General features: G+C 66.6%; 17 protein-coding genes. 5 read left to right on the top strand and 12 right to left on the bottom strand.

What is annotated here, in order from left to right:
• Nucleotides 1–2 precede the first annotated feature (2 nt).
• The 3 genes from AC3WRN_RS05520 to AC3WRN_RS05510 form a co-directional block, all read right to left on the bottom strand.
• Nucleotides 3–776, bottom strand: coding sequence for a pseudouridine synthase (locus tag AC3WRN_RS05520; RefSeq protein WP_068091559.1), 774 nt, complete (start codon nucleotides 774–776; stop codon nucleotides 3–5).
• Between the two features lie 119 nt (nucleotides 777–895).
• Nucleotides 896–2,014, bottom strand: coding sequence for an OmpA family protein (locus AC3WRN_RS05515; protein WP_492622215.1), 1,119 nt, complete (start codon nucleotides 2,012–2,014; stop codon nucleotides 896–898).
• Between the two features lie 360 nt (nucleotides 2,015–2,374).
• The gene (locus AC3WRN_RS05510) at nucleotides 2,375–3,826 is read right to left on the bottom strand and encodes a bifunctional 2-methylcitrate dehydratase/aconitate hydratase (RefSeq protein ID WP_068091564.1); all 1,452 of its coding nucleotides are present in this window, start codon (nucleotides 3,824–3,826) and stop codon (nucleotides 2,375–2,377) included.
• Nucleotides 3,827–4,104: 278 nt separating this feature from the next.
• Here AC3WRN_RS05510 and AC3WRN_RS05505 point away from each other — a divergent pair, with 278 nt between their 5' ends.
• On the top strand, nucleotides 4,105–4,827 hold the full coding sequence (locus AC3WRN_RS05505) for a TerC family protein (RefSeq protein WP_492622214.1): 723 nt from the start codon (nucleotides 4,105–4,107) through the stop codon (nucleotides 4,825–4,827).
• An 81-nt stretch (nucleotides 4,828–4,908) separates the two neighbouring features.
• Here the strand turns inward: AC3WRN_RS05505 and prpC are convergent, their stop codons facing one another.
• Both prpC and prpB read right to left on the bottom strand, forming a co-directional pair.
• The gene (gene prpC, locus AC3WRN_RS05500) at nucleotides 4,909–6,054 is read right to left on the bottom strand and encodes a bifunctional 2-methylcitrate synthase/citrate synthase (protein ID WP_492622213.1); all 1,146 of its coding nucleotides are present in this window, start codon (nucleotides 6,052–6,054) and stop codon (nucleotides 4,909–4,911) included.
• Nucleotides 6,055–6,182: 128 nt separating this feature from the next.
• Entirely contained in the window at nucleotides 6,183–7,067 is an 885-nt protein-coding gene (gene prpB, locus AC3WRN_RS05495) for a methylisocitrate lyase (protein WP_492622212.1), read from the bottom strand.
• Between the two features lie 163 nt (nucleotides 7,068–7,230).
• On the opposite strand from prpB, the gene AC3WRN_RS05490 reads away from it, so the two are divergent.
• The 3 genes from AC3WRN_RS05490 (at nucleotide 7,231) to ahpF (ending at nucleotide 11,036) form a co-directional block, all read left to right on the top strand.
• A complete protein-coding gene (locus AC3WRN_RS05490; protein WP_492622211.1) occupies nucleotides 7,231–8,547 on the top strand; it encodes a dicarboxylate/amino acid:cation symporter in 1,317 nt (438 codons plus the stop codon).
• Nucleotides 8,548–8,726: 179 nt separating this feature from the next.
• Nucleotides 8,727–9,290, top strand: a complete 564-nt coding sequence (gene ahpC, locus AC3WRN_RS05485) for an alkyl hydroperoxide reductase subunit C (protein ID WP_492622210.1) — start codon at nucleotides 8,727–8,729, stop codon at nucleotides 9,288–9,290.
• Between the two features lie 132 nt (nucleotides 9,291–9,422).
• Nucleotides 9,423–11,036, top strand: coding sequence for an alkyl hydroperoxide reductase subunit F (gene ahpF, locus AC3WRN_RS05480; protein ID WP_492622209.1), 1,614 nt, complete (start codon nucleotides 9,423–9,425; stop codon nucleotides 11,034–11,036).
• Between the two features lie 99 nt (nucleotides 11,037–11,135).
• Here ahpF and prpE read toward each other — a convergent pair whose 3' ends face one another.
• The 5 genes from prpE to AC3WRN_RS05455 all read right to left on the bottom strand — a co-directional run bounded on the left by prpE (nucleotide 11,136) and on the right by AC3WRN_RS05455 (nucleotide 17,827).
• A complete protein-coding gene (gene prpE, locus AC3WRN_RS05475; protein WP_068091580.1) occupies nucleotides 11,136–13,031 on the bottom strand; it encodes a propionate--CoA ligase in 1,896 nt (631 codons plus the stop codon).
• 108 nt (nucleotides 13,032–13,139) lie between these two features.
• Nucleotides 13,140–13,778 (bottom strand): trimeric intracellular cation channel family protein, encoded by a 639-nt coding sequence (locus AC3WRN_RS05470; protein WP_492622208.1) that lies wholly within the window; start codon nucleotides 13,776–13,778, stop codon nucleotides 13,140–13,142.
• A 297-nt stretch (nucleotides 13,779–14,075) separates the two neighbouring features.
• Nucleotides 14,076–15,305, bottom strand: coding sequence for a metal-dependent hydrolase family protein (locus AC3WRN_RS05465; RefSeq protein ID WP_492622207.1), 1,230 nt, complete (start codon nucleotides 15,303–15,305; stop codon nucleotides 14,076–14,078).
• A gap of 217 nt (nucleotides 15,306–15,522) precedes the next feature.
• Nucleotides 15,523–16,509 carry a malate dehydrogenase gene (locus AC3WRN_RS05460; protein WP_492622206.1) on the bottom strand — a complete coding sequence of 329 codons (987 nt, stop codon included), beginning with the start codon at nucleotides 16,507–16,509 and terminating at the stop codon, nucleotides 15,523–15,525.
• Nucleotides 16,510–16,627: 118 nt separating this feature from the next.
• Nucleotides 16,628–17,827 carry a pyridoxal phosphate-dependent aminotransferase gene (locus tag AC3WRN_RS05455; RefSeq protein WP_492622205.1) on the bottom strand — a complete coding sequence of 400 codons (1,200 nt, stop codon included), beginning with the start codon at nucleotides 17,825–17,827 and terminating at the stop codon, nucleotides 16,628–16,630.
• A gap of 212 nt (nucleotides 17,828–18,039) precedes the next feature.
• On the opposite strand from AC3WRN_RS05455, the gene AC3WRN_RS05450 reads away from it, so the two are divergent.
• Complete coding sequence (locus AC3WRN_RS05450; protein WP_068091594.1) at nucleotides 18,040–18,306, top strand: GlsB/YeaQ/YmgE family stress response membrane protein; 267 nt, start codon at nucleotides 18,040–18,042, stop codon at nucleotides 18,304–18,306.
• Nucleotides 18,307–18,424: 118 nt separating this feature from the next.
• On the opposite strand, the gene AC3WRN_RS05445 is transcribed toward AC3WRN_RS05450, so the two are convergent.
• Nucleotides 18,425–18,856, bottom strand: coding sequence for a YidB family protein (locus AC3WRN_RS05445; RefSeq protein WP_068091596.1), 432 nt, complete (start codon nucleotides 18,854–18,856; stop codon nucleotides 18,425–18,427).
• A 139-nt stretch (nucleotides 18,857–18,995) separates the two neighbouring features.
• On the bottom strand, nucleotides 18,996–19,505 hold the full coding sequence (locus tag AC3WRN_RS05440; RefSeq protein WP_492622204.1) for a peptidylprolyl isomerase: 510 nt from the start codon (nucleotides 19,503–19,505) through the stop codon (nucleotides 18,996–18,998).
• Nucleotides 19,506–19,650: the final 145 nt, after the last annotated feature.

The following is a 19,650-nucleotide window of genomic DNA, read 5'->3' as shown; positions in this document are numbered from 1 at the left end:
CCCTACAAGACGTGGCGGGCGTCGAGCGCTCTCACTTCACCCTCACTCAGTTGACGCCACTGCCCTTTCGCCAGTTCGCCCAACACAAGCGGCCCGATCGCCACCCGGACCAGGCGCAGCACGTCGAAACCCAGTGCGCCCAGCAACCGGCGGATGTGCCGGTTGCGCCCCTCGTCCAGCACCACCTCCAGCCAGGCGTTCTTCTCGCCCGTGCGCAGCAGCGACACATGGCGCGCCCTCAACCAGTCGCCGGCGTCCTCCGCGCCTGCCAGCATCGCCGCCAGGACCGATGCGTCCGGCTTGCCCGCCACCTGCACGTGATAGGTCTTGTCCAGGTGCGTGGCCGGGTCGGTGATGGCGGCCGCCCAGCCGGTGTCGTTGCTCAACAGCAACAGGCCCTCGCTGGCCTTGTCCAGCCGGCCCACCGGTCCCAGCCATGGCAAGCCGGCGGCAGCCAACGCGGTGTAGACGGTGGCGCGCCCCTGCTCGTCGGACGCGCTGACGACCAGCCCGCGCGGCTTGTTGAAGGCGACATAGACACATTCGGCGGACTTCACCACCTGGCCGTCGACGGCCACCTTTTGCCGATCGATCAAGGTCGGATGGTGGGGATCGCGAACCACCCGGCCATCCACGCTGACGCGACCGTCGCGAACCCACTGCTCGGCCTGGCTGCGCGAGCACGCGCCCAGCTTGGACAACACGCGTGCCAACCCGTGCCGCGGCGGCGGCGCGGCGGCGGCAGGAGGTGCGGGGCGGAAAGACGGACGAGACATCGCGCTAGGGTATAGGCCGGGGCCACGATGCGACAACAAGACGCACCGCGGCCACAGGGGAGCAGCCAAAAAAACCCGGCCGAAGCCGGGTTTTTTCATTGCTGTGTCGCGCGGTCCGGTTACTGCTTGACCTGCAGTTCCGTACGGCGGTTCTGCGCACGGCCGGCGTCGGTGGCGTTGTCACCGATCGGGTCGTTCTTGCCGTGGCCGATCGGGCCCTCCAGGCGGCTGGCAGCGATGCCGTGGCTGGTCAGGTAGTCGTACACGATCTTCGCACGACGCTCCGACAGGCTCTGGTTGTAGGCATCGGTACCCTTCGCGTCGGTGTAACCGGCAACCGTCACCTTCACCTGCGGGTAGCGCTGCAGGGTGTCGATGGCCTGGTTCAGCACGGCGATCGAATCGGCGCTCGGCTCGGCCAGCGACTTCGAGATGTCAGTCTCGCCCTTCTTCGGGCGATCGAACTTGAAGTTCACGCCGCGCAGGTCGATCACGACCTTCTGCGGGCAACCGTCCGGGCCGACGATGGTGCCGGCGGGCGTGCCCGGGCACTTGTCGTCGCAATCGTTGACGCCGTCGTGGTCGCTGTCCATGGTCGAGCAGTCAGCCGGCGGCGGGGTGGCCGCTACCGGAGCCGGAGCTGCTGCCGGTGCGCCGAAACGCGAAACGATGCTGAAGCCCAGGAACCAGTCGCCGTAGCCGCTCTTCGCCGGCTGGGACTTGTCGTCCCAGTCGTAACGGTAGCCGGCTTCGGCACGGAAATCCGAGCTGTCGGTGATCGTCTTCGACACGCCGCCGCCCAGCTCGGCAGCCGGCGACCAGCCCTTGTCACCGGAGTTGTGATGGTTGCTGCCCATCACGCCGGCGAGCAGGTACGGACGCCAGGCGTTCCAGTCACCCATGTAGTAACGCACGGCTGCGCCGACGTTGTTGTTGGACCAGCTGCCGCCACCGACGCGGGAATCACGATTGCGCTTGGTGCGGTCAATGAACCCGTCAATCGAGACATTCGGCGCGATGAAACGACCTACGCCCAGGCCGTAATAGAACTGGCGGCTGTTGGTATTGCGATCGGTGTCGTTGTAGTAACCGCCCACGGTCGGCGCGATATACCAACGGCCGTCATAGGAAGACGTGGCAGCGGTGGTACCGGCGGGAGCAGCGGTGTCCTGCGCATGAACGGCACCTACGCCGCCCAGGGCCAGCGCGATCAGAAAATACAAGCCCTTACGTTTCATCAGGTGTCTCCTCGTTTATTAGATTTCGCATCCGTTCAACCCCAACCGGAAGTCGCACGTCAGAACTGAACTACTTCATTCAGGACTCTTGCAGCCCCTGCTTGGTGTTTTCCTGCAACAAGCGGCGGAGAGTGTAGCAAAATCGTTAAGTGGGTAGTGCTTTAACATCGTTGCCACACCATTCTGGTGAGGCTTTGTTCAGGAAAGTTCAGTGGCTTGCACGTGATCGATCCGCGTATGGAAGCTGATGTCGCATATAGCCCCTGCATTGACGCTGGATCCCCAGGTGGAAGCGGATTGGCAAGGCAACAGCCGACATGTGGCGGCTGCCTTGCCGTTAATTATCCACTCACACCGTCTTTACAATGTGAAGAGCCCGAAGAACTGCTGCAGCGGCATGGCGTCCAACTGCGCCGGATTCTCGACCGCCGCCATGATCGCCTTGACCTGGTGCGCCGGAAGCTGGCCGCGCATGGCCGCCTCGAACTTCCGCAGCAGCACCGGGATGCCTTCGGCGCGACGCTTGCGGTGGCCGATCGGGTAGTCGATCGACACCTTCTCGGTGCTGCTGCCGTCCTTGAAGAACACCTGCACCGAGTTGCCGATGTAGCGCCTGGCGGGATCGAAGTAGTCCCGGGTGAATTGCGGGTTCTCGACTACCGTCATCCTGTCGCGCAACGCGTCGATGCGCGGATCGGCGGCCACGTCGTCGTTGTAGTCGCTGGCCACCAGCCGGCCGAAGATCAGCGGCACCGCCACCATGTACTGGATGCAGTGGTCGCGATCGGCGTAGTTCGCCAGCGGACCGGTCTTGTCGATGATGCGGCAGCCGGCCTCCTGCGTCTCGATCACGATCTTCTCGACCTGGTCGAGCCTGCCGGCCACTTCGCCATGCAGCTTCATCGCGCACTCCACCGCGGTCTGCGCGTGGAACTCGGCCGGGTAGCTGATCTTGAACAGCACGTTCTCCATCACGTAGCTGCCGAACGGACGCTCGAACTCGAACGGCTTGCCCTTGAACGCCACGTCGTAGAAGCCCCAGGTCTTCGCCGACAGCGCTGACGGATAGCCGACCACGCCGCGGTAGACCGCGTTGATCGCGTGGGTCACCGCGCGGCGGCAGGCGTCGCCGGCAGCCCAGCTCTTGCGCGGGCCGGTGTTCGGCGCGTGGCGGTAGGTGCGCAGCGCGCCGTTGTCGATCCAACTGTGCGATACCGCGGTGACGATCTGCTCCTTGCCGCCGCCGAGCATCGCCGTGGCCACCGCGGTGGAAGCCAGCCGCACCAGGATCACGTGGTCCTGGCCGACCCGGTTGAAACTGTTCAGCAGCGCATAGCAGCCCTGGATCTCGTGCGCCTTGATGGCGTAGCCGAGCACGTCGCGCACGGTCAGCGGCTGGCCGCCCTCGCGCTCCGCCTTGCGGCTGAGGTAGTCGCCCAACGCCAGGATGCTGCCGAGGTTGTCCGATGGGTGGCCCCATTCGGCCGCCAGCCAGGTGTCGTTGAAATCGAGCCAGCGGATCTGGGTACCGATCGCGAATGCCGCCTGCACCGGATCCAGCTCGTGGCTGGTGCCCGGCACGCGCGCACCGCCCGGCAGCGTGGCACCCGGCACCAGCGGCCCGAGGTGCTTGACGCACTCGGGGAACTTCATCGCCAGCATCGCGGTGCCCAGCGAGTCCAGCAGCATGTAGCGCGCGGTGTCGTAGGCTTCCTTCGAGTCGATCTGGTAATCGACCACGTAGTCGGCGATGTCGACCAGCGGCTGGTCGGGATCGGGACGGACGGCGGAGCGGATATCGTGCGCACTCATGGCGGATCTCGCGGCAGGGGAAAACCGCCATTTTAGCCGACCGGCATGCACCCCGTCGCTTGACCGCGATCGCGCCGCCCCCGACAATTCGGCAACACACCCCCCAAAAGGGAGTAGTTCCCGCGGCGGCTTCGCCTGCCCCGGTGTGGTGATCGTCAACACGGGCGATGCTTCGCTCCGGTCACCTCGGCAGCCATGCTGCGAACGAGACTTTTGCGGTGGCTGCGGGCCGCGCGCGTCCGCAGCTACTGCAATGTCCGACGCGCATGGAAACGCCCATGGAATTCACCAGTCCCGACTTTCTCTCCGGCCTGCTGGCCATCATCCTGCTCGACCTCGTTCTCGCCGGCGACAATGCCATCGTCATCGCCATGGCCGCCGTCCGCCTGCCCAGGGAACTGCAGAGGAAGGCCGTGTTCTGGGGCACGTTCGGCGCCGTCGCGGTTCGTTTCGTGCTCACCGCCGTCGTCGTCTACCTGCTCAAGCTGCCGGGACTGATGCTGGCGGGCGGCGTGCTGCTGCTGCCGATCGCCTGGAAACTGCTGAGCCACGGTGACGGGCAGAGCCCCGACATCAAGGCCGGCAACACGTTCTGGGCGGCATTGCGCACGATCATCGCCGCCGACGCGCTGATGGGCATGGACAACGTGCTGGCGATCGCCGGCGCGTCGAAGGGCCACCTCGTCCTGGTCATCCTTGGCCTGCTGATCAGCGTGCCGCTGGTGGTCTGGGGCTCGACCCTGATCCTGAAGCTGATCGACCGCTTCCCGATCATCATGTACGTCGGCGCCGCCGCGATCGCGATCACCGCCGGGCGCATGATCACCCACGACCCTCTGCTCAGCGGCTGGTTCGACGCCCGCGGCTGGGCGAAGTACGGCCTGGATGCGCTGGCGGTGATCGGCATCTGCGGCGGCGGCTGGCTGGTGCAGCGGCGACGGTCGAAATCCGCTCCTCGCGGGACGGCGCCACACGACGGCCCCGCCCTGCCCGGGGGCTGAGCGGATGGCCGGCGACGGCGACGGCCGCATGGAAAAGGGAGCCATCCGGCTCCCTTTTCCTTAGCGTCTCGAGGCGTGCGATCAGCGCTTGTCGATCGGCACGTAGGCCTGGTCTTCCGGGCCGGTGTAGTTCGCGCTGGGGCGGATGATCTTGCCGTCCTGGCGCTGTTCGATCACGTGCGCGCTCCAGCCGGAGGTGCGTGCGATCACGAACAGTGGCGTGAACATCGCGGTGGGCACGCCCATCATGTGGTACGCGCTGGCCGAGAACCAGTCGAGGTTCGGGAACATCTTCTTGAGCTCGCCCATCACCTTCTCGATCCGTTCGGAAACGTCGAACAGGGTCGGGTTGCCGCCGTCGGTGCACAGCTTGCGCGAGACTTCCTTGATGATCTCGTTGCGCGGGTCGGACACCGTGTACACCGGGTGGCCGAAGCCGATGATGATCTCCTTGCGCTCGACGCGGGCACGGATGTCGGCTTCCGCGTCATTGGCGTTGCGGTAGCGCGCGATGATCTCCATCGCCACCTCGTTCGCGCCGCCGTGCTTCGGGCCGCGCAGCGCGCCGATCGCGCCGGTGACCGCCGAGTAGATGTCCGAGCCGGTGCCGGCGATGACGCGGGCGGCGAAGGTCGAGGCGTTGAACTCGTGCTCGGCGTACAGCACCAGCGACTTGTCCAGCGACTGCGCGTGCAGGTCGCTCGGCTTGCGCCCATGCAGCAGGTGCAGGAAGTGCGCGGCGATCGAGTCGTCGTCGGTCTCGGTCTCGATGCGCTTGCCGTTGTGGCTGAAGTGGTACCAGTACAGCAGCATCGAGCCGAAGCTGGCCATCAGGCGGTCGGCGATGTCGCGTGCGCCGGTGACGTTGTGGTCGTCCTTCTCCGGCAGCACGGTGCCGAGCACCGAGCAGCCGGTGCGCAGCACGTCCATCGGGTGGGTGGCAGCCGGCAGCAGTTCCATCGCCGCCTTCACCGGCGCCGGCAGTCCGCGCAGGCGCTTCAGCTTGGCTTTGTAGTTCTGCAGCTCGGTCCAGTTCGGCAGCACGCCGTGCACCAGCAGGTAGGCCACTTCCTCGAAGCAGCCCTTGGCGGCGAGATCGTGGATGTCGTAGCCGCGATAATGCAGGTCGTTGCCGCTGCGGCCGACCGTGCACAGCGCAGTGTTGCCCGCGGCCACGCCGGACAGGGCGACGGATTTCTTGGCCTTGGCTGGGACTTGCTCGCTCATCGGGTGTCTCCTGTGATGCAGGGATTTCGAACGGTGGAAACGGAGCGTGTAGGAGCGCACCCTGTGCGTGAAAGCTCTTCGCGAAAAGCGTCATCGCGCACAAGGTGCGCTCCTACAGCGCCAGCGTGTCAGCTCTTGTGGGAAAACAGCGTGTCGAGCTTGTCCTCGTAGGCGTGATAGCCGAGGAAGTCGTACAGCTGCTCGCGCGTCTGCAGGGTGTCGATGATGTTCTTCTGCGTGCCTTCACGGCGCACGGTCTCGTAGAAGTTGAGCGCGGCCTTGTTCATCGCGCGATAAGCACCGCAGCAGTACAGCGCGATGTCCACGTTCGCCGAGCGCAGCTCGTCGGCAGTGAAGAACGGGGTGGAGCCGAACTCGGTGAGGTTGGCGAGGATCGGCACCTTCACCGCGGCCTTGAACCTGCGGTAGTCGTCCAGCGTCTTCATCGCCTCAGGGAAGATCATGTCGGCGCCGGCCTCCACGTAGGCCACCGCGCGCTCGATCGCCGCGTCGATGCCTTCCTTCGCCGCCGCGTCGGTGCGCGCCATGATCACGAAGCCGGGATCGGTGCGCGCGTCCACCGCCGCCTTCACGCGGTCGACCATCTCCTCCTTCGGCACCACTTCCTTGCCCGGGCGATGGCCGCAGCGCTTCTGCCCGACCTGGTCTTCGATGTGCACCGCGGCCACGCCGACGTTGACGAAGGAACGGATCGTGCGCGCGATGTTGAACGCGCCGCCCCAGCCGGTGTCGATGTCGACCAGCAGCGGCAGTTGGGTGGCGTCCACGATGCGGCGGGCGTCGGTGAGCACGTCTTCCATCGTGCTGATGCCCAGGTCGGGCATGCCCAGCGAATTGGCGGCCACGCCCCCGCCGGACAGGTACAGCGCCTTGTAGCCGACCCGCTTGGCCATCAGGCCGGCATAGGCAGTGATCGCGCCCATGACCTGCAGGGGCTGTTCGGCGGCGAGGGCTGCGCGAAAACGTGCGCCGGGAGATGCTGGCTGTGTCATGTGGCCTCCATCAAAGCGCCCATTTTAGCCCAGCCAGTCCGCGGCCGGGATTGGACCTTCCGCCATGCGCGACGGGGTCGCCACGGCATCGGCCCGGCTGGGTCCATGCCGCGGCGCAAGTTCCTGCGTGACGAATCCGTCGCCACCCCGTACATTCAGCCGGATGAGCACATCGACTCCTCTCGCAAAACGCATTCTCTGGGGCCTGGTGATCGGCGTGGTGGCCGCCGTGGCCACGCTGGGCATCGGCCAACTGCACCCGCCCACGCTGGCACTGATGCAAAAGGTGTCCGGCGCGGTGTTCGACCCGTTCGGGCAGATCTTCCTGCGCATGCTGTTCTTCGTGGTGATCCCGCTGGTGTTCACCTCGCTGGCCTCCGGCGTGGCCCAGCTCGGCCGGCTGGACCGGCTCGGCCCGCTGGCCGGCCGGACCTTCCTGCTGTTCTTCCTCAATATGGGCATCGCCGTGGCGATCGGCCTGGCGATGATGAACACGGTGCAGCCGGGCCACCACCTGGACGAGCAGGCGCGCATCCAGCTGATGCAGGAATACGGCGGCAGCGCGCAGCAGTCGATCGACAGGAAGGCGGCCCAGCCCGGCATGAGTTTCGGCACGCTGGTGGAGATGTTCATGCCGCGCAACCTGGTCGGCGCGGTGGCCGGCCCCAGCCGCGACGCACTGGGCGACGTGCTGCCGCTGATCGTGTTCGCGATCCTGGTCGGTGCCGCCGCCACCCAGCTCAGAGAGAAGGAACGCCGGCGAGTGCAAGCCGCGCTGGACACGATCACCGACCTGATGACGAAGATCGTCGGCTTCGCCCTGCAATTGGCGCCGTACGCGGTACCGGCGATGATCTACAGCGTGATCGTCAAGGTCGGCGTGGACGTGCTGCTGGCGCTGTCCGTGTTCGTGGTCGGTTGCACCGTGGCGCTGGCGCTGCACCTGTTCGGCACCATGTCGCTGTGGCTGCGCTTCCTGGCCGGGCGTTCGCCACTGGAGTATTTCCGGCAGATCCGGCCGCTGCTGATCACCGCGTTCTCGACCAGTTCCAGCAACGCCTGCCTGCCCGCTTCGCTGGCGGTGGCGCATGACGATCTGAAACTCGCCCCCAGCACGGCCGGCTTCGTGCTGCCGCTGGGCGCCACCATGAACATGAGCGGCACCGCCCTGTTCGAAGGCTGCGTGGTGTTGTTCGTGGCGCAGGCGTTCGGCGTGGAACTCACCCTGAGCCACCAGGCCATCCTGATGCTGCTCTCGGTGCTCAGTGCGGTGGCCGTGGCCGGCATCCCGGGCGGCTCGCTGCCGATGATCGCCGGCCTGCTGGCCACGTTCGGCATCCCGCCCGAAGGCATCGGCATCATCATCGGCGTCGATCGCATCCTCGACATGATGCGCACCACGGTGAACGTGGGCAGCGACATCGTCACCGCCACGGTGGTCGACCACCAGCTGCGCGACCGCCTCGCGGCCGCGCCGTAACCCCTCGCGCGTGGCGCGGCCGGGCGGCGGGGCCTTGAAGCTGCTCCGCCCGGCCTCACCTCTGGATGGCCTAACGATAGCCACGACCAATCGCAACCATGCCAACAATCAATTAGATTTATGAAATCGCAGGCCATAGCATTCCTCCATCCTTCAACCACCACGGGAAGCAAGCAACGATGTCCCTGATCAACACCGAAGTGAAACCGTTCAAGGCCCAGGCCCTCAAGGCCGGCAAGTTCATCGAAGTCACCGACGCCAACCTGAAGGGCAAGTGGTCGGTCGTGTTCTTCTACCCGGCCGACTTCACCTTCGTCTGCCCGACGGAACTCGAAGACCTGGCCGACAACTACGCCGAGTTCCAGAAGCTGGGCGTGGAGATCTACTCGGTGTCCACCGACACCCATTTCGCCCACAAGGCCTGGCACGACACCTCCGACGCGGTGAAGAAGATCCAGTACACCATGGTCGGCGACCCCACCGGCACGATCAGCCGCAACTTCGAGGTGATGATCGAGGAAGCCGGCCTGGCCGACCGCGGCACCTTCGTGATCGATCCGGCGGGCAAGATCCAGATCGTCGAGATCAATGCCGGCGGCATCGGCCGCGACGCCTCCGAGCTGCTGCGCAAGGTCAAGGCCGCGCAGTACGTCGCCGCCCATCCGGGCGAGGTCTGCCCGGCCAAGTGGAAGGAAGGCGAGAAGACCCTGGCCCCGTCGCTGGACCTGGTCGGCAAGATCTAAGCGGTACCGCGCCATGCGCCACGGGCCCGGAGTTCTTCCGGGCCCGCACTACCGAAACACAAGCATGAAGCGACGCCCGGGTCCGCCCGGGTGCTCGCCACGCACACCCCGAAGAAACCTACGGAGTCCGCCATGTTGGATGCCAACCTCAAGACCCAGTTGAAGGCCTATCTGGAAAAGGTCACGCAGCCGATCGAGATCGTTGCGTCCCTGGACGACAGCGCCAAGTCCGCCGAACTGAACGAGCTGCTCGAGGAAATCGCGGCGCTATCCGACCGGATCAGCCTGGTCCGCCGCGACGACGACGCGCGCAAGCCCTCGTTTGCGATCAATCGCACGGGCACCGACATCGGCGTGCGCTTCGCCGGCATTCCGCTGGGCCATGAATTCACCTCGCTCGTGCTGGCCCTGCTGCAGGTCGGCGGCCATCCGTCCAAGGCCGCGGCCGACGTGATCGAGCAGGTGAAGAACCTCGACGGCCCCGCCCCTGATGGCGTGTTCCGCTTCGAGACCTATTTCTCGCTGTCCTGCCAGAACTGTCCGGACGTGGTGCAGGCGCTGAACCTGATGAGCGTGCTGAACCCGAAAATCCGGCACGTCGCCATCGACGGCGCGCTGTACCAGGACGAAGTCGAGGCACGCCAGGTGATGTCGGTGCCCACCGTCTACCTCAACGGCGAGGTGTTCGACCAGGGCCGCATGAGCCTGGAGCAGATCCTGGCCAGGCTCGACACCGGTGCCGCGCAGCGCGAGGCCGAGAAGATCGAGGCCAAGGACGCGTTCGACGTGCTCGTCGTCGGCGGCGGCCCGGCCGGCGCCGCGGCGGCGATCTACGCCGCGCGCAAGGGCATACGCACCGGCGTGGCGGCCGAGCGTTTCGGCGGCCAGGTGCTGGACACCATGGCGATCGAGAACTTCATCTCGGTCACCGCCACCGACGGCCCGAAGATGGGCATGGCGCTGGAGCAGCACGTCAAGGAATACGACGTCGACGTCATGAACCTGCAGCGCGCCGAGAAGCTGGTGCCGGCCAGCGACGCCACCGGCGGCCTGGTCGAAGTGCAGCTGGCGAACGGCGCCACGCTGAAATCGAAAACCGTGATCCTCTCCACCGGCGCACGCTGGCGACAGATGGGCGTGCCCGGCGAAGACCAGTACCGCAACAAGGGCGTGGCCTATTGCCCGCACTGCGACGGCCCGCTGTTCAAGGGCAAGCGCGTGGCGGTGATCGGCGGCGGCAACTCCGGCGTGGAGGCCGCGATCGACCTGGCCGGCATCGTGGCCCACGTCACCCTGGTCGAGTTCGACGGCAAGCTGCGCGCGGACGAGGTGCTGCAGCGCAAGCTGCGCAGTCTTCCCAACGTCGACGTGGTCGTCAGCGCGCAGAGCACCGAGGTGCTGGGCGACGGGCAGAAAGTCACCGGCCTGGTCTACAAGGATCGCGTCGATGGCGTGATGCACAGCCTCGAACTGGAAGGCATCTTCGTGCAGATCGGCCTGCTGCCGAACACCGAATGGCTGAAGGGCACGCTGGAACTGTCCCAGCGCGGCGAGATCGTCATCGACGCACGCGGCCAGACCTCGCTGCCCGGCGTGTTCGCTGCCGGCGACGCCACCACGGTGCCGTACAAGCAGATCGTGATCGCGATGGGCGCCGGCTCCACCGCAGCGCTGGGCGCGTTCGACCACCTGATCCGCAGCCCGGTGGCCGCCGCGAAACCGGAAAAGCAAGCGGTGGCAGCCTGACCGCAAAAAAAACGGGTGTAGGAGCGCACCCTGTGCGCGATGGCTCTTCGCGTCGATCGACATCAGAGCCATCGCGCACAGGGTGCGCTCCTACGCGGATCAGCTGCCCTGGTCGGGGCCACGCTCCAGCGCACGGCGGATATCGTCCAGCGCGCCCGGATCATCCAGCGTGGACAGATCCCCCGGATCACGCTGCTCCGCCAGCGCCTGCAGCGAGCGGCGCAGCAGCTTGCCGGAACGGGTCTTCGGCAAGGCATTCACCACGTAGACGCGCGACGGTTTCGCCACGCCGCCGAGCTGGTCGACTACGCGCTGCTGCATCGCCTTCGCCACCGCGCCGGCGCCGTCGCCGGCGTCCTGCTTGAGCGTGGCGAACACGATCGGCACCTGCCCTTTCAATTCATCCCTCACGCCGATCACCGCCGCCTCGGCCACTGCCGGGTGGCTGGCCACCGATTCCTCGATCTCGCGCGTGCCCAGGCGATGGCCGGCCACGTTGATCACGTCGTCGGTACGGCCGAGCACGAACGTGTAGCCGTCCTCGTCGCGCACGGCCCAGTCCAGCGAGCTGTACAGCAGCTCGCGGAAGTGGCTGAAGTAGCTGTGCACGTAGCGGTCGTCGTCGCGCCACACGGTCGTCAGGCAACCCGGCGGCAGCGGCGGCTGGAACACCAGCACGCCCTTGGTTCCGGCCGCGACTTCCTTGCCGGTGTTCTCGTCGATCACCTTCATCCGGTAGCCCGGCGCCGGCAGGCCGGGCGAGCCGAACTTCACCGTCTTCAGCTCCAGCCCCGGCATCAGGGTGATCGCCGGCCAGCCCGTCTCGGTCTGCCAGTAGTTGTCGATCACCGGCACGCCGAGCGCGCCGGTGATCCACTGCGCGGTCGGCTCGTCCAGCGGCTCGCCGGCGAGGAACAGCCATTTCAGCTTCGACAGGTCGTACTTCTTCAGCCAGCTCTCGTCCTGCTTCTTCAGCACGCGGATCGCGGTGGGCGAGGAAAACATCGTGCGCACGCCGTACTGCTCGCACAGACGCCACCAGATGCCCGCATCCGGCCGCGTCGGCAGCCCTTCGTACAGCAGGGAAGTGGCGCCGCCGATCAGCGGACCGTAGACGTTGTAGGAATGCCCCACCGCCCAGCCCACGTCCGAGGTGGCGAACATCACCTGCCCCGGCGCGATGTCGAACACCTGGCGGATCGACAGCGCCATCGCCACCGCGTAACCGCCCACGTCGCGCTGCACGCCCTTCGGCTTGCCGGTGGTGCCGGAGGTGTACAGCAGATAGCTCGGCTCGTTCGACTCCAGCCACGCCACCGGCACCTCGGCATCCTCGTGGCGCGCGCGCAGCTCGGCGTAGTCGAGGTCGCGCCCGGCCACCCGGGTCATCTGCGGATCGAGCTTGCGGTCGACGATCAGCACGTGCGGCGGCGGCGCCGAGGCCTCGTTCAGCGCCGCGTCGACCAGCGGCTTGTACGGAATCACCTTGCCCGCGCGCATGCCGGCATCGGCGCAGACCAGCAGCTTCGGCTGCGCGTCGTCGATGCGCAACGCCAGGTTGTGCGCGGCGAAGCCGCCGAACACCACCGAATGGATCGCGCCGATGCGCGCGCAGGCCAGCATCGCGAACACCGCCTCGGCGATGTTCGGCAGGTAAATCACCACGCGGTCGCCCTTGCCCACGTCCAGCGACTGCAGCACGGCGGCGAACGCGTTCACCTCGCGATGCAGCTGGCGGTAGGTGAACTCGCGCGTGATGTCGGTCTCGCTGGAAACCGCCACCAGCGCCAGTTGCTCCGCGCGTTCGGCCAGGTGCCGGTCGACCGCGTTGTAGCAGAGGTTGGTGGTGCCGCCGACGAACCAGCGACGGAACGGCGGGTTCGACTGGTCGAGGATCTGCCGCGGCGGCGTGTCCCAGTGGATCAACCGGGCCTGCTCGGCCCAGAACTGCTCCGGCGCTTCGACCGACTGCCGGTAGAAATCCTCGTAACGCATGCGCGCGCTCCCGCGGTCTCGATGCCACAGTCTGTACCAGAGCCGCCGCGGCAAGGCAGTCGACCATGGTCGAAGCGTCGTACCCGCGAAGCCGCCCCCGCCGGCGGGTCAATCGGGAGGTTGGTGTCCCCGCCTGGAAGGGAACGTGGGCAACTGCCAGCCGTATTTCAGCGACAGCTGGCGCAACCCGCTGCTGAGCAGAATCCCCACCCAGGGCACCCATTGCGTCGACCAGCCGAAGTGTTCGCCGGCGACCTCGAAGCCCGCACCCAGCAGGGCCGCCGAGGCGTAGATCTCCTTCTGCAGGATCAATGGCACCCGGTTCAGCAATACGTCGCGCATCACGCCGCCACCGACGGCAGTGACCATGCCCAGCAGCACGGCGGTTTCCATGTTCTGCCCGTGGAGCAAGGCCTTGTGCGCGCCGGCGACCGCGAAGAAACCCATGCCAAGGCCGTCGAAGAACCGCACCGGATGCGCGAGGCGCACCACCCACGGATAGGCACCGATGACCGCCAGCACGGCCAGGATCGATACCGCCATGTAGCGCCAGACGGACAAGCCCGTGGGCGGAATCGCCCCGATGCACAGGTCACGGACGATGCCGCCGCCGCAGGCCACGAGGAAGGCCAGGGCGATGATGCCGAACAGGTCGAGGTTGCGCTGCTTCGCTGCCGTGGCGCCGCTCAACGCGAACACGAAGGTTCCGGTCAGATCCAGCAACGCGAACAGCAGCGTCTCGTTCATGCAGCGCACCCGCCCGGCCCCGGCCGGACCGGCGCGGCCGCCGGCATGGCGTGCAACCCGGCCGCCTGGGTCCATGGCCGGACCGGCGCAAGTCCGCGGGCGCCATCGCCGAACCGGCCCATGGAGGTCGGTACGGCACCGGCAGTCGCCTGTGCATGGTTGCCGGTCAACGGATAATTGCTCAGCATGGTGAACTCCGGGTCGCGCTCCGCGCATTCATGATAGTGACCTCGCGGTGGCGGGAACCAGCAGGGCTGGTCGAGCGGCTGGCTGCCGGCGCGCATCCGGCCTTCGGCGTCACTGGAGGGGATCGTAGGTTCCATGCCGGTAGATACGACCGGCGCGCATCACGAAGTCCACGCTCGCCGTGGCCGCGATGTCGGCAATCGGGTCACCGGGCATCGCCACGATGTCCGCCTGCCGACCGGGTTCGATCACGCCGATGTCGTTCCGCTGCAGCAGTTCGGCCGCGACGCTGGTGGCCGCCTTCAGCGCGCGCAGCGGGGGCAGCCCGGCGGCCACCATCGCCTGGAACTCGAGGATGCCGTGGCTGAAGGGGAACATGCCGCAATCCGTGCCGTAGGCAATCTTCGCGTGGCTGTTCGCCATCCGCCGCTGTGCGGTCTCGATGGCGTCCACATCGCGGCTGAACTTCCAGGTCGCCTGTGCGGGAAGCCGGTGCGCTTCCAGCAAGACCTTGTCCTCGCGCGTCATCTGCATGGTCGGCACCAGGAAGGCTCCGTTCTTCTCGGCCATCCGGATGCCCTCGTCGTCGATCAGGTAGCAATGCTCCAGGCTGCGCGCACCGGCCCGCAGCGCCTGCCTGCATCCCTCGGCTGCCCCGGTGTGCACCGCCACCGGCAAGCCCAGCTGGTGCGCCGCCTCCGCCAGGCACTGCATTTCTTCTTCGAACCAGGTCACCCGCGCCGGGTCGTCGCCGAAGCTCATGTAGCCGCCCGTGTTCATGGTCTTGATCCAGTCGCCGCCGAAGGCATGCTCCATGCGCACCAGTTCGCGAATCCTGCCCGGCGAGTCGGCCACCTTCGACAGGCCCAGGTGGCAGCGGCACGGGAACGCTCCCTGCATGTCGGCATGCCCGCCGGTGGCGCTGATCATGTGCGCGGCGACGACCAGCCGCGGGCCATGCACCAGTCCGCCGTCGATGGCGTCGCGCAGATTGACCGTGGGCCATTCCGCATCGAGCGTGCCCATGTCGCGCAGCGTGGTGAATCCGCAGCGCATGTACTGCTGCGCCAGATGCAAGCCGCCCAACGCCTTGGTCGCCGGACACTGCAGGGTCTGCTGGCGCAGGTTGAGGCCGTCGATGCAGAGATGGACGTGGGTGTCGATGAACCCCGGCATGACCGTGCGGTCGGAGAGGTCCACCACGCGGGCACCCGACGGATGCCCTGTCGACGCGCCCCGCTCGACGATGCGACCGTCTTCGATGCGTATCTCGACCGGGCCGGTGAGCGCGTCGCCGATGCCGTCGAACAGCCTGCCGCATACCAGGATAGTCGCAGCCATTCCCGTACCTTCCGCCGCCCGGCCGCCATCACGACACCCCGCTGTTCCGGCGTCTGCCCGGAAACGCCGGCGGGCCCCTGCAATCGCGGCGATTTAAGCAAGAAGGCATGTACAAGCTGCGTGACGGCCGTACCCCTACTTCGCGTCAAGCGGGCGCAAACGACGACGGGCCGGCAAGCCGGCCCGTCGATCGCCTTCCCGTTCCGGGAAGGGCGGCTTACTTCTTCGCGAACAGGTGCTCGACGCCGGCGCGCTCTTCGCGCAGCTCCTTGTCGGTGGCGTCCATGCGGGCGCGCGAGAACGCGTTGATCTCCAGTCCCTGCACGATGGCGTACTTGCCGTTCTTTACGGTTACCGGGTAGCCGTAGATCACGCCCGGGGCGATGCCGTAGGAACCGTCCGAAGGGATGCCCATCGAGACCCAGTCGCCCTCTTCCGTGCCCAGCGCCCAGGTGCGCATGTGGTCGATCGCGGCCGACGCCGCCGACGCCGCCGATGAAGCGCCGCGCGCCTTGATGATCGCCGCGCCGCGCTGCTGCACGGTGGGGATGAAGTCGCTCTCGTACCAGGCCTGGTCGACCAGCGACAGCGCCGGCTTGCCGCCCACGGTGGCGTGGTACAGGTCCGGATACTGGGTGGAGCTGTGGTTGCCCCAGATCGTCATCTTCTTCACGTCGGTGTTGTGCTTGCCGGTCTTCTCGGCGAGCTGGCTCTTGGCGCGGTTGTGGTCGAGGCGGACCATCGCGGTGAAGCACTTCGGATCCAGGTCCGGGGCGTTCTGCTGGGCGATCAGCGCATTGGTGTTGGCCGGGTTGCCCACCACCAGCACCCTCACGTCGCGCTTGGCATGCGCGTTCAGCGCCTTGCCCTGCGGGCCGAAGATCGCACCGTTCGCCTCCAGCAGATCCTTGCGCTCCATGCCGGGTCCGCGCGGACGGGCACCGACCAGCAGCGCGTAGTCGACGTCCTTGAACGCGACGTTGGCGTCGTCGGTGGCGACCACGCCGGCCAGGGTCGGAAACGCGCAGTCGTTCAGTTCCATCACCACGCCCTGCAGCGACGGCAGCGCCGGGGTGATTTCCAGCAGGTGCAGGATCACCGGCTGGTCCGGGCCCAGCATGTCGCCGGCGGCAATACGGAACAGCAAGGCATAACCGATCTGGCCGGCGGCGCCGGTGACGGCAACTCGAACGGGGGCTTTCATGGACAGTGACTCCTTCTTGGGATGTTCATTTTATGTAGGGGCGCACCCTGTGCGCGATGCTTTTCGTCACGTAGCGAAGAGCCATCGCGCACAAGGTGCGCTCCTGCAGGTGATGTATTCAGCTCAGCTCGGCGAAGAACTGCTGGATGCGTTGCAGGCCCGGCTGCAATTGTGCGGTCGGGCAGGTGTAGGAAATGCGCATCGCGCGCGGCTCGCCGAAGGCGGAGCCCGGCACGCAGGCGACGCCCTTGGCTTCCAGCAGCGCGGCGCAGAACTCCACGTCGTTGTGGATCCTCGTGCCGCCATGGCTCTTGCCGAACGCCACGGAAACGTCGGGGAACGCATAGAACGCACCCTGCGGCCGCGGGCAGACCACGCCGGGGATCGCCTCGAGCGCGGCGACCACGATGTCGCGCTTGCCGGCGAACTCGGCGCACTTCGCCCGCGGGATGTCCTGCGGTCCGCTGAACGCGGCCACTGCCGCCGCCGTGATCACTTCCGGCAGGCTGGTGATGTGGTTGGAATTGAGCGTGGTGATGGCCTTGGCCACCGCCTCGGGGCCGGCCACCAGGCCCACGCGCCAGCCCGGCATGCCGTAGGTCTTGGACACCGAGTCGACGAAGATCACCCGCTCGCGCAGTTCGGGCCGGGCGAAAACGAAGTTGTGGTAGCCGATGCCGTCGAACACCATCGAGTTGTAGATGTCGTCGGTGATCACCCAGGTGTCTGGGTGCTTCGCCAGCACGTCGGCCAGCGCGGCGATCTCCCCCGTGGTATAGACCATGCCGGTGGGGTTGGACGGGTTGTTGAAGAGGAACACCTTCGGCTTGCGCGCCAGCGCGGCATCGAGCTGGGCCGGGGTGAGCTTGTAGTTCTGCTCCGGCCCGCAGTGCATCACGTTGGCCTTCGCGCCCACGATGTCGGCGATGTCGCGGTAGGTGGTCCAGTACGGCGCGGCGAAGCAGATCTCGTCGCCCTCGTCCAGCAGCGCCTCGGCCAGGTTGTACAGCACCTGCTTGGCGCCGATGCCGATCGACAGGTTCATCCTGGTGTAGCCGGTGAAGCCCAGCGCCTCGATGTGCTTGAGGAACGCGTCCAGCAAGGCCTCGGCACCGCGGTTGCTGCCGTACTGGCCGGAGTCGTGCGACAGCGACTCGCGCGCGGCGGCGTACACGTGCTCGCCCGGCAGGAAATTCGGCACGCCGATGGAGAAGCTGATGATGTCGCGGCCCGCGGCCTTGAGCTGCTTCGCCTTCTCGGCAATCACCATGATCGCGCTGGGTTTGGCGCGGCCGACGCGCTGGGCGAGATGGGGCATGGGTTCCTCGACGTCAGGGGGTGCGGTCTGCAAACCCGCGAATTTTAGCATGCGGCGCTGCGGCATCCAGCGAGCCGCAAAACCTTGCGACATCAAGTGCCTATGGCGCAATTCGGCCAAATCCATGCATGATGCGGACGCCGCCGCACCATCGTGCACACGGTCGCTGGTGGAATTGGTCGAGTCAACAACAACCCGGGAGGTAGATGTCCATGTTCCACCTGATATGGTCCATCATCGTTGGCTTCTTCGTCGGTCTGATCGGCAAGTTTCTCCTCGTCCACATCTTCCATGCCGACATACACCTCGGCTTCTGGCTGACGGCCATCGTCGGCATCGTAGGTTCGGTCATCGGCGGCCTGATCGGCAGGATGATCAGCGCGCCGCCGCCCGATTCCAAGTTCCATACGGCCGGCTTCCTGATGTCCATCGTGGGCGCCGTCATCCTGCTGCTGGTCGTGCACTTCGTGGTCCACTGACCGTCGTCGGCAGCCGGGGCGCGAGCGTCCGCCTCGGCAGGCCGTGCAAAAAAGAAAACGGCGGGGTGACTCCCGCCGTTTTCTTTTCGTGAACCGCTCCGGTTTCAGGCCGGCTGTTTCAGGCCCTGCCACCGATCAGCTTGCCGGCAAGGCCTTCAAGCATGCCGAGATCGAAACCGCCGCCCTGCTGGCCGGCAGCCGGAGCCTGGCCATCCGGCGTCAGGTGATCGACCGCATGCGGCAGCACCTGCGACAGCCCGTTGAGCACCACGCTGGGATCGACGCCGAGCTTGCTGGCGGCCTCCTGCACAACCGAGCCCATGCCGCCACTCTGCAACGCCTGGCCGAGCTGCTCGCCGGAAACCGGCTGATTGGCGCCGGTGCCGATCCACGACTGCACGGCATCGCCCAGCCCGTGCTGCTGCAGCATGCTGGCCAGGCCCTGCACCCCGCCGGCCTGCTGCAGCAGCTGGCCGGCCACGCCGATCAGCGAACCCGTCCCGCCGGCCTGTTGCCCCTGTCCTCCGAGCAGACTGTCGAGGAATGACATGGTCGTTCTCCTTCATCAAGTGAATGGGTGCGTTGCCTGCCGATCATAGACACGCGAAACCGCATTTGTCATGACGTCCGCGCACAAAAAGAAACCGCCGGCTGGGACCGGCGGTTTCCTGTGCATCCATGGCAAGAATTCAGCCGCGCCGATCGAGCACCGCGTTCCATTCCGCCACGCGGTCGGCCTGCGCCGCCAGCAACGCGTCGACATCGCCCTCGACGGTGACCTTCCCGATCGTGTCGCCCTGCCGGATCGCGTTGACCACGTCCATGTCGGCCGCGTCGACCACTTCGCCGAACACGCTGTGCTTGCCGTCCAGCCACGGCGTCGGACCGTGGGTGATGAAGAACTGGCTGCCGTTGGTACGCGGGCCGGCATTCGCCATCGACAGCACGCCCGGCTTGTCATGGCGCAGCGACGGGTTGAACTCGTCCTCGAACTTGTAGCCCGGACCGCCGCGGCCGCTGCCCTCGGGGCAACCGCCCTGGATCATGAAATCGGCGATCACGCGGTGGAACGACAGGCCATCGTAGTAGCCGCGACGGGCCAGGTTGACGAAGCTGGCCACCGTCACCGGCGCCCTGTCTTCATGCAGGCGCAGGCGGATCGGGCCGCGGTTGGTGGTGAAGGTGACGTTGATGGTCATCGCGAATCCTTGGGTTTGAAAGCTGCTTCGCGCCACGACACGGGCACGAGGGCTGCCAAGAATAACCCAGCGCACCTGTAGGAGCGCACCCTGTGCGCGAATGCTTTCCGTCACGTGACGAAGGGCATTCGCGCACAGGGTGCGC

The sequence above is a fragment of the Rhodanobacter sp. FW101-FHT13A11 genome (assembly GCF_058790335.1).
The sequence above is the reverse complement of the archived record's forward strand: the minus strand, read 5'-3'. Positions and strand labels throughout refer to the sequence as shown.

Bases quoted from the DNA above. Each gene is read 5' to 3' on its own strand.
- AC3WRN_RS05520 (WP_068091559.1), bottom strand. From the start codon at position 776: ATGTCTCGTCCGTCTTTCCGCCCCGCACCTCCTGCCGCCGCCGCGCCG.
- AC3WRN_RS05515 (WP_492622215.1), bottom strand. From the start codon at position 2,014: ATGAAACGTAAGGGCTTGTATTTTCTGATCGCGCTGGCCCTGGGCGGC.
- AC3WRN_RS05510 (WP_068091564.1), bottom strand. From the start codon at position 3,826: ATGAGTGCGCACGATATCCGCTCCGCCGTCCGTCCCGATCCCGACCAG.
- AC3WRN_RS05505 (WP_492622214.1), top strand. From the start codon at position 4,105: ATGGAATTCACCAGTCCCGACTTTCTCTCCGGCCTGCTGGCCATCATC.
- prpC (WP_492622213.1), bottom strand. From the start codon at position 6,054: ATGAGCGAGCAAGTCCCAGCCAAGGCCAAGAAATCCGTCGCCCTGTCC.
- prpB (WP_492622212.1), bottom strand. From the start codon at position 7,067: ATGACACAGCCAGCATCTCCCGGCGCACGTTTTCGCGCAGCCCTCGCC.
- AC3WRN_RS05490 (WP_492622211.1), top strand. From the start codon at position 7,231: ATGAGCACATCGACTCCTCTCGCAAAACGCATTCTCTGGGGCCTGGTG.
- ahpC (WP_492622210.1), top strand. From the start codon at position 8,727: ATGTCCCTGATCAACACCGAAGTGAAACCGTTCAAGGCCCAGGCCCTC.
- ahpF (WP_492622209.1), top strand. From the start codon at position 9,423: ATGTTGGATGCCAACCTCAAGACCCAGTTGAAGGCCTATCTGGAAAAG.
- prpE (WP_068091580.1), bottom strand. From the start codon at position 13,031: ATGCGTTACGAGGATTTCTACCGGCAGTCGGTCGAAGCGCCGGAGCAG.
- AC3WRN_RS05470 (WP_492622208.1), bottom strand. From the start codon at position 13,778: ATGAACGAGACGCTGCTGTTCGCGTTGCTGGATCTGACCGGAACCTTC.
- AC3WRN_RS05465 (WP_492622207.1), bottom strand. From the start codon at position 15,305: ATGGCTGCGACTATCCTGGTATGCGGCAGGCTGTTCGACGGCATCGGC.
- AC3WRN_RS05460 (WP_492622206.1), bottom strand. From the start codon at position 16,509: ATGAAAGCCCCCGTTCGAGTTGCCGTCACCGGCGCCGCCGGCCAGATC.
- AC3WRN_RS05455 (WP_492622205.1), bottom strand. From the start codon at position 17,827: ATGCCCCATCTCGCCCAGCGCGTCGGCCGCGCCAAACCCAGCGCGATC.
- AC3WRN_RS05450 (WP_068091594.1), top strand. From the start codon at position 18,040: ATGTTCCACCTGATATGGTCCATCATCGTTGGCTTCTTCGTCGGTCTG.
- AC3WRN_RS05445 (WP_068091596.1), bottom strand. From the start codon at position 18,856: ATGTCATTCCTCGACAGTCTGCTCGGAGGACAGGGGCAACAGGCCGGC.
- AC3WRN_RS05440 (WP_492622204.1), bottom strand. From the start codon at position 19,505: ATGACCATCAACGTCACCTTCACCACCAACCGCGGCCCGATCCGCCTG.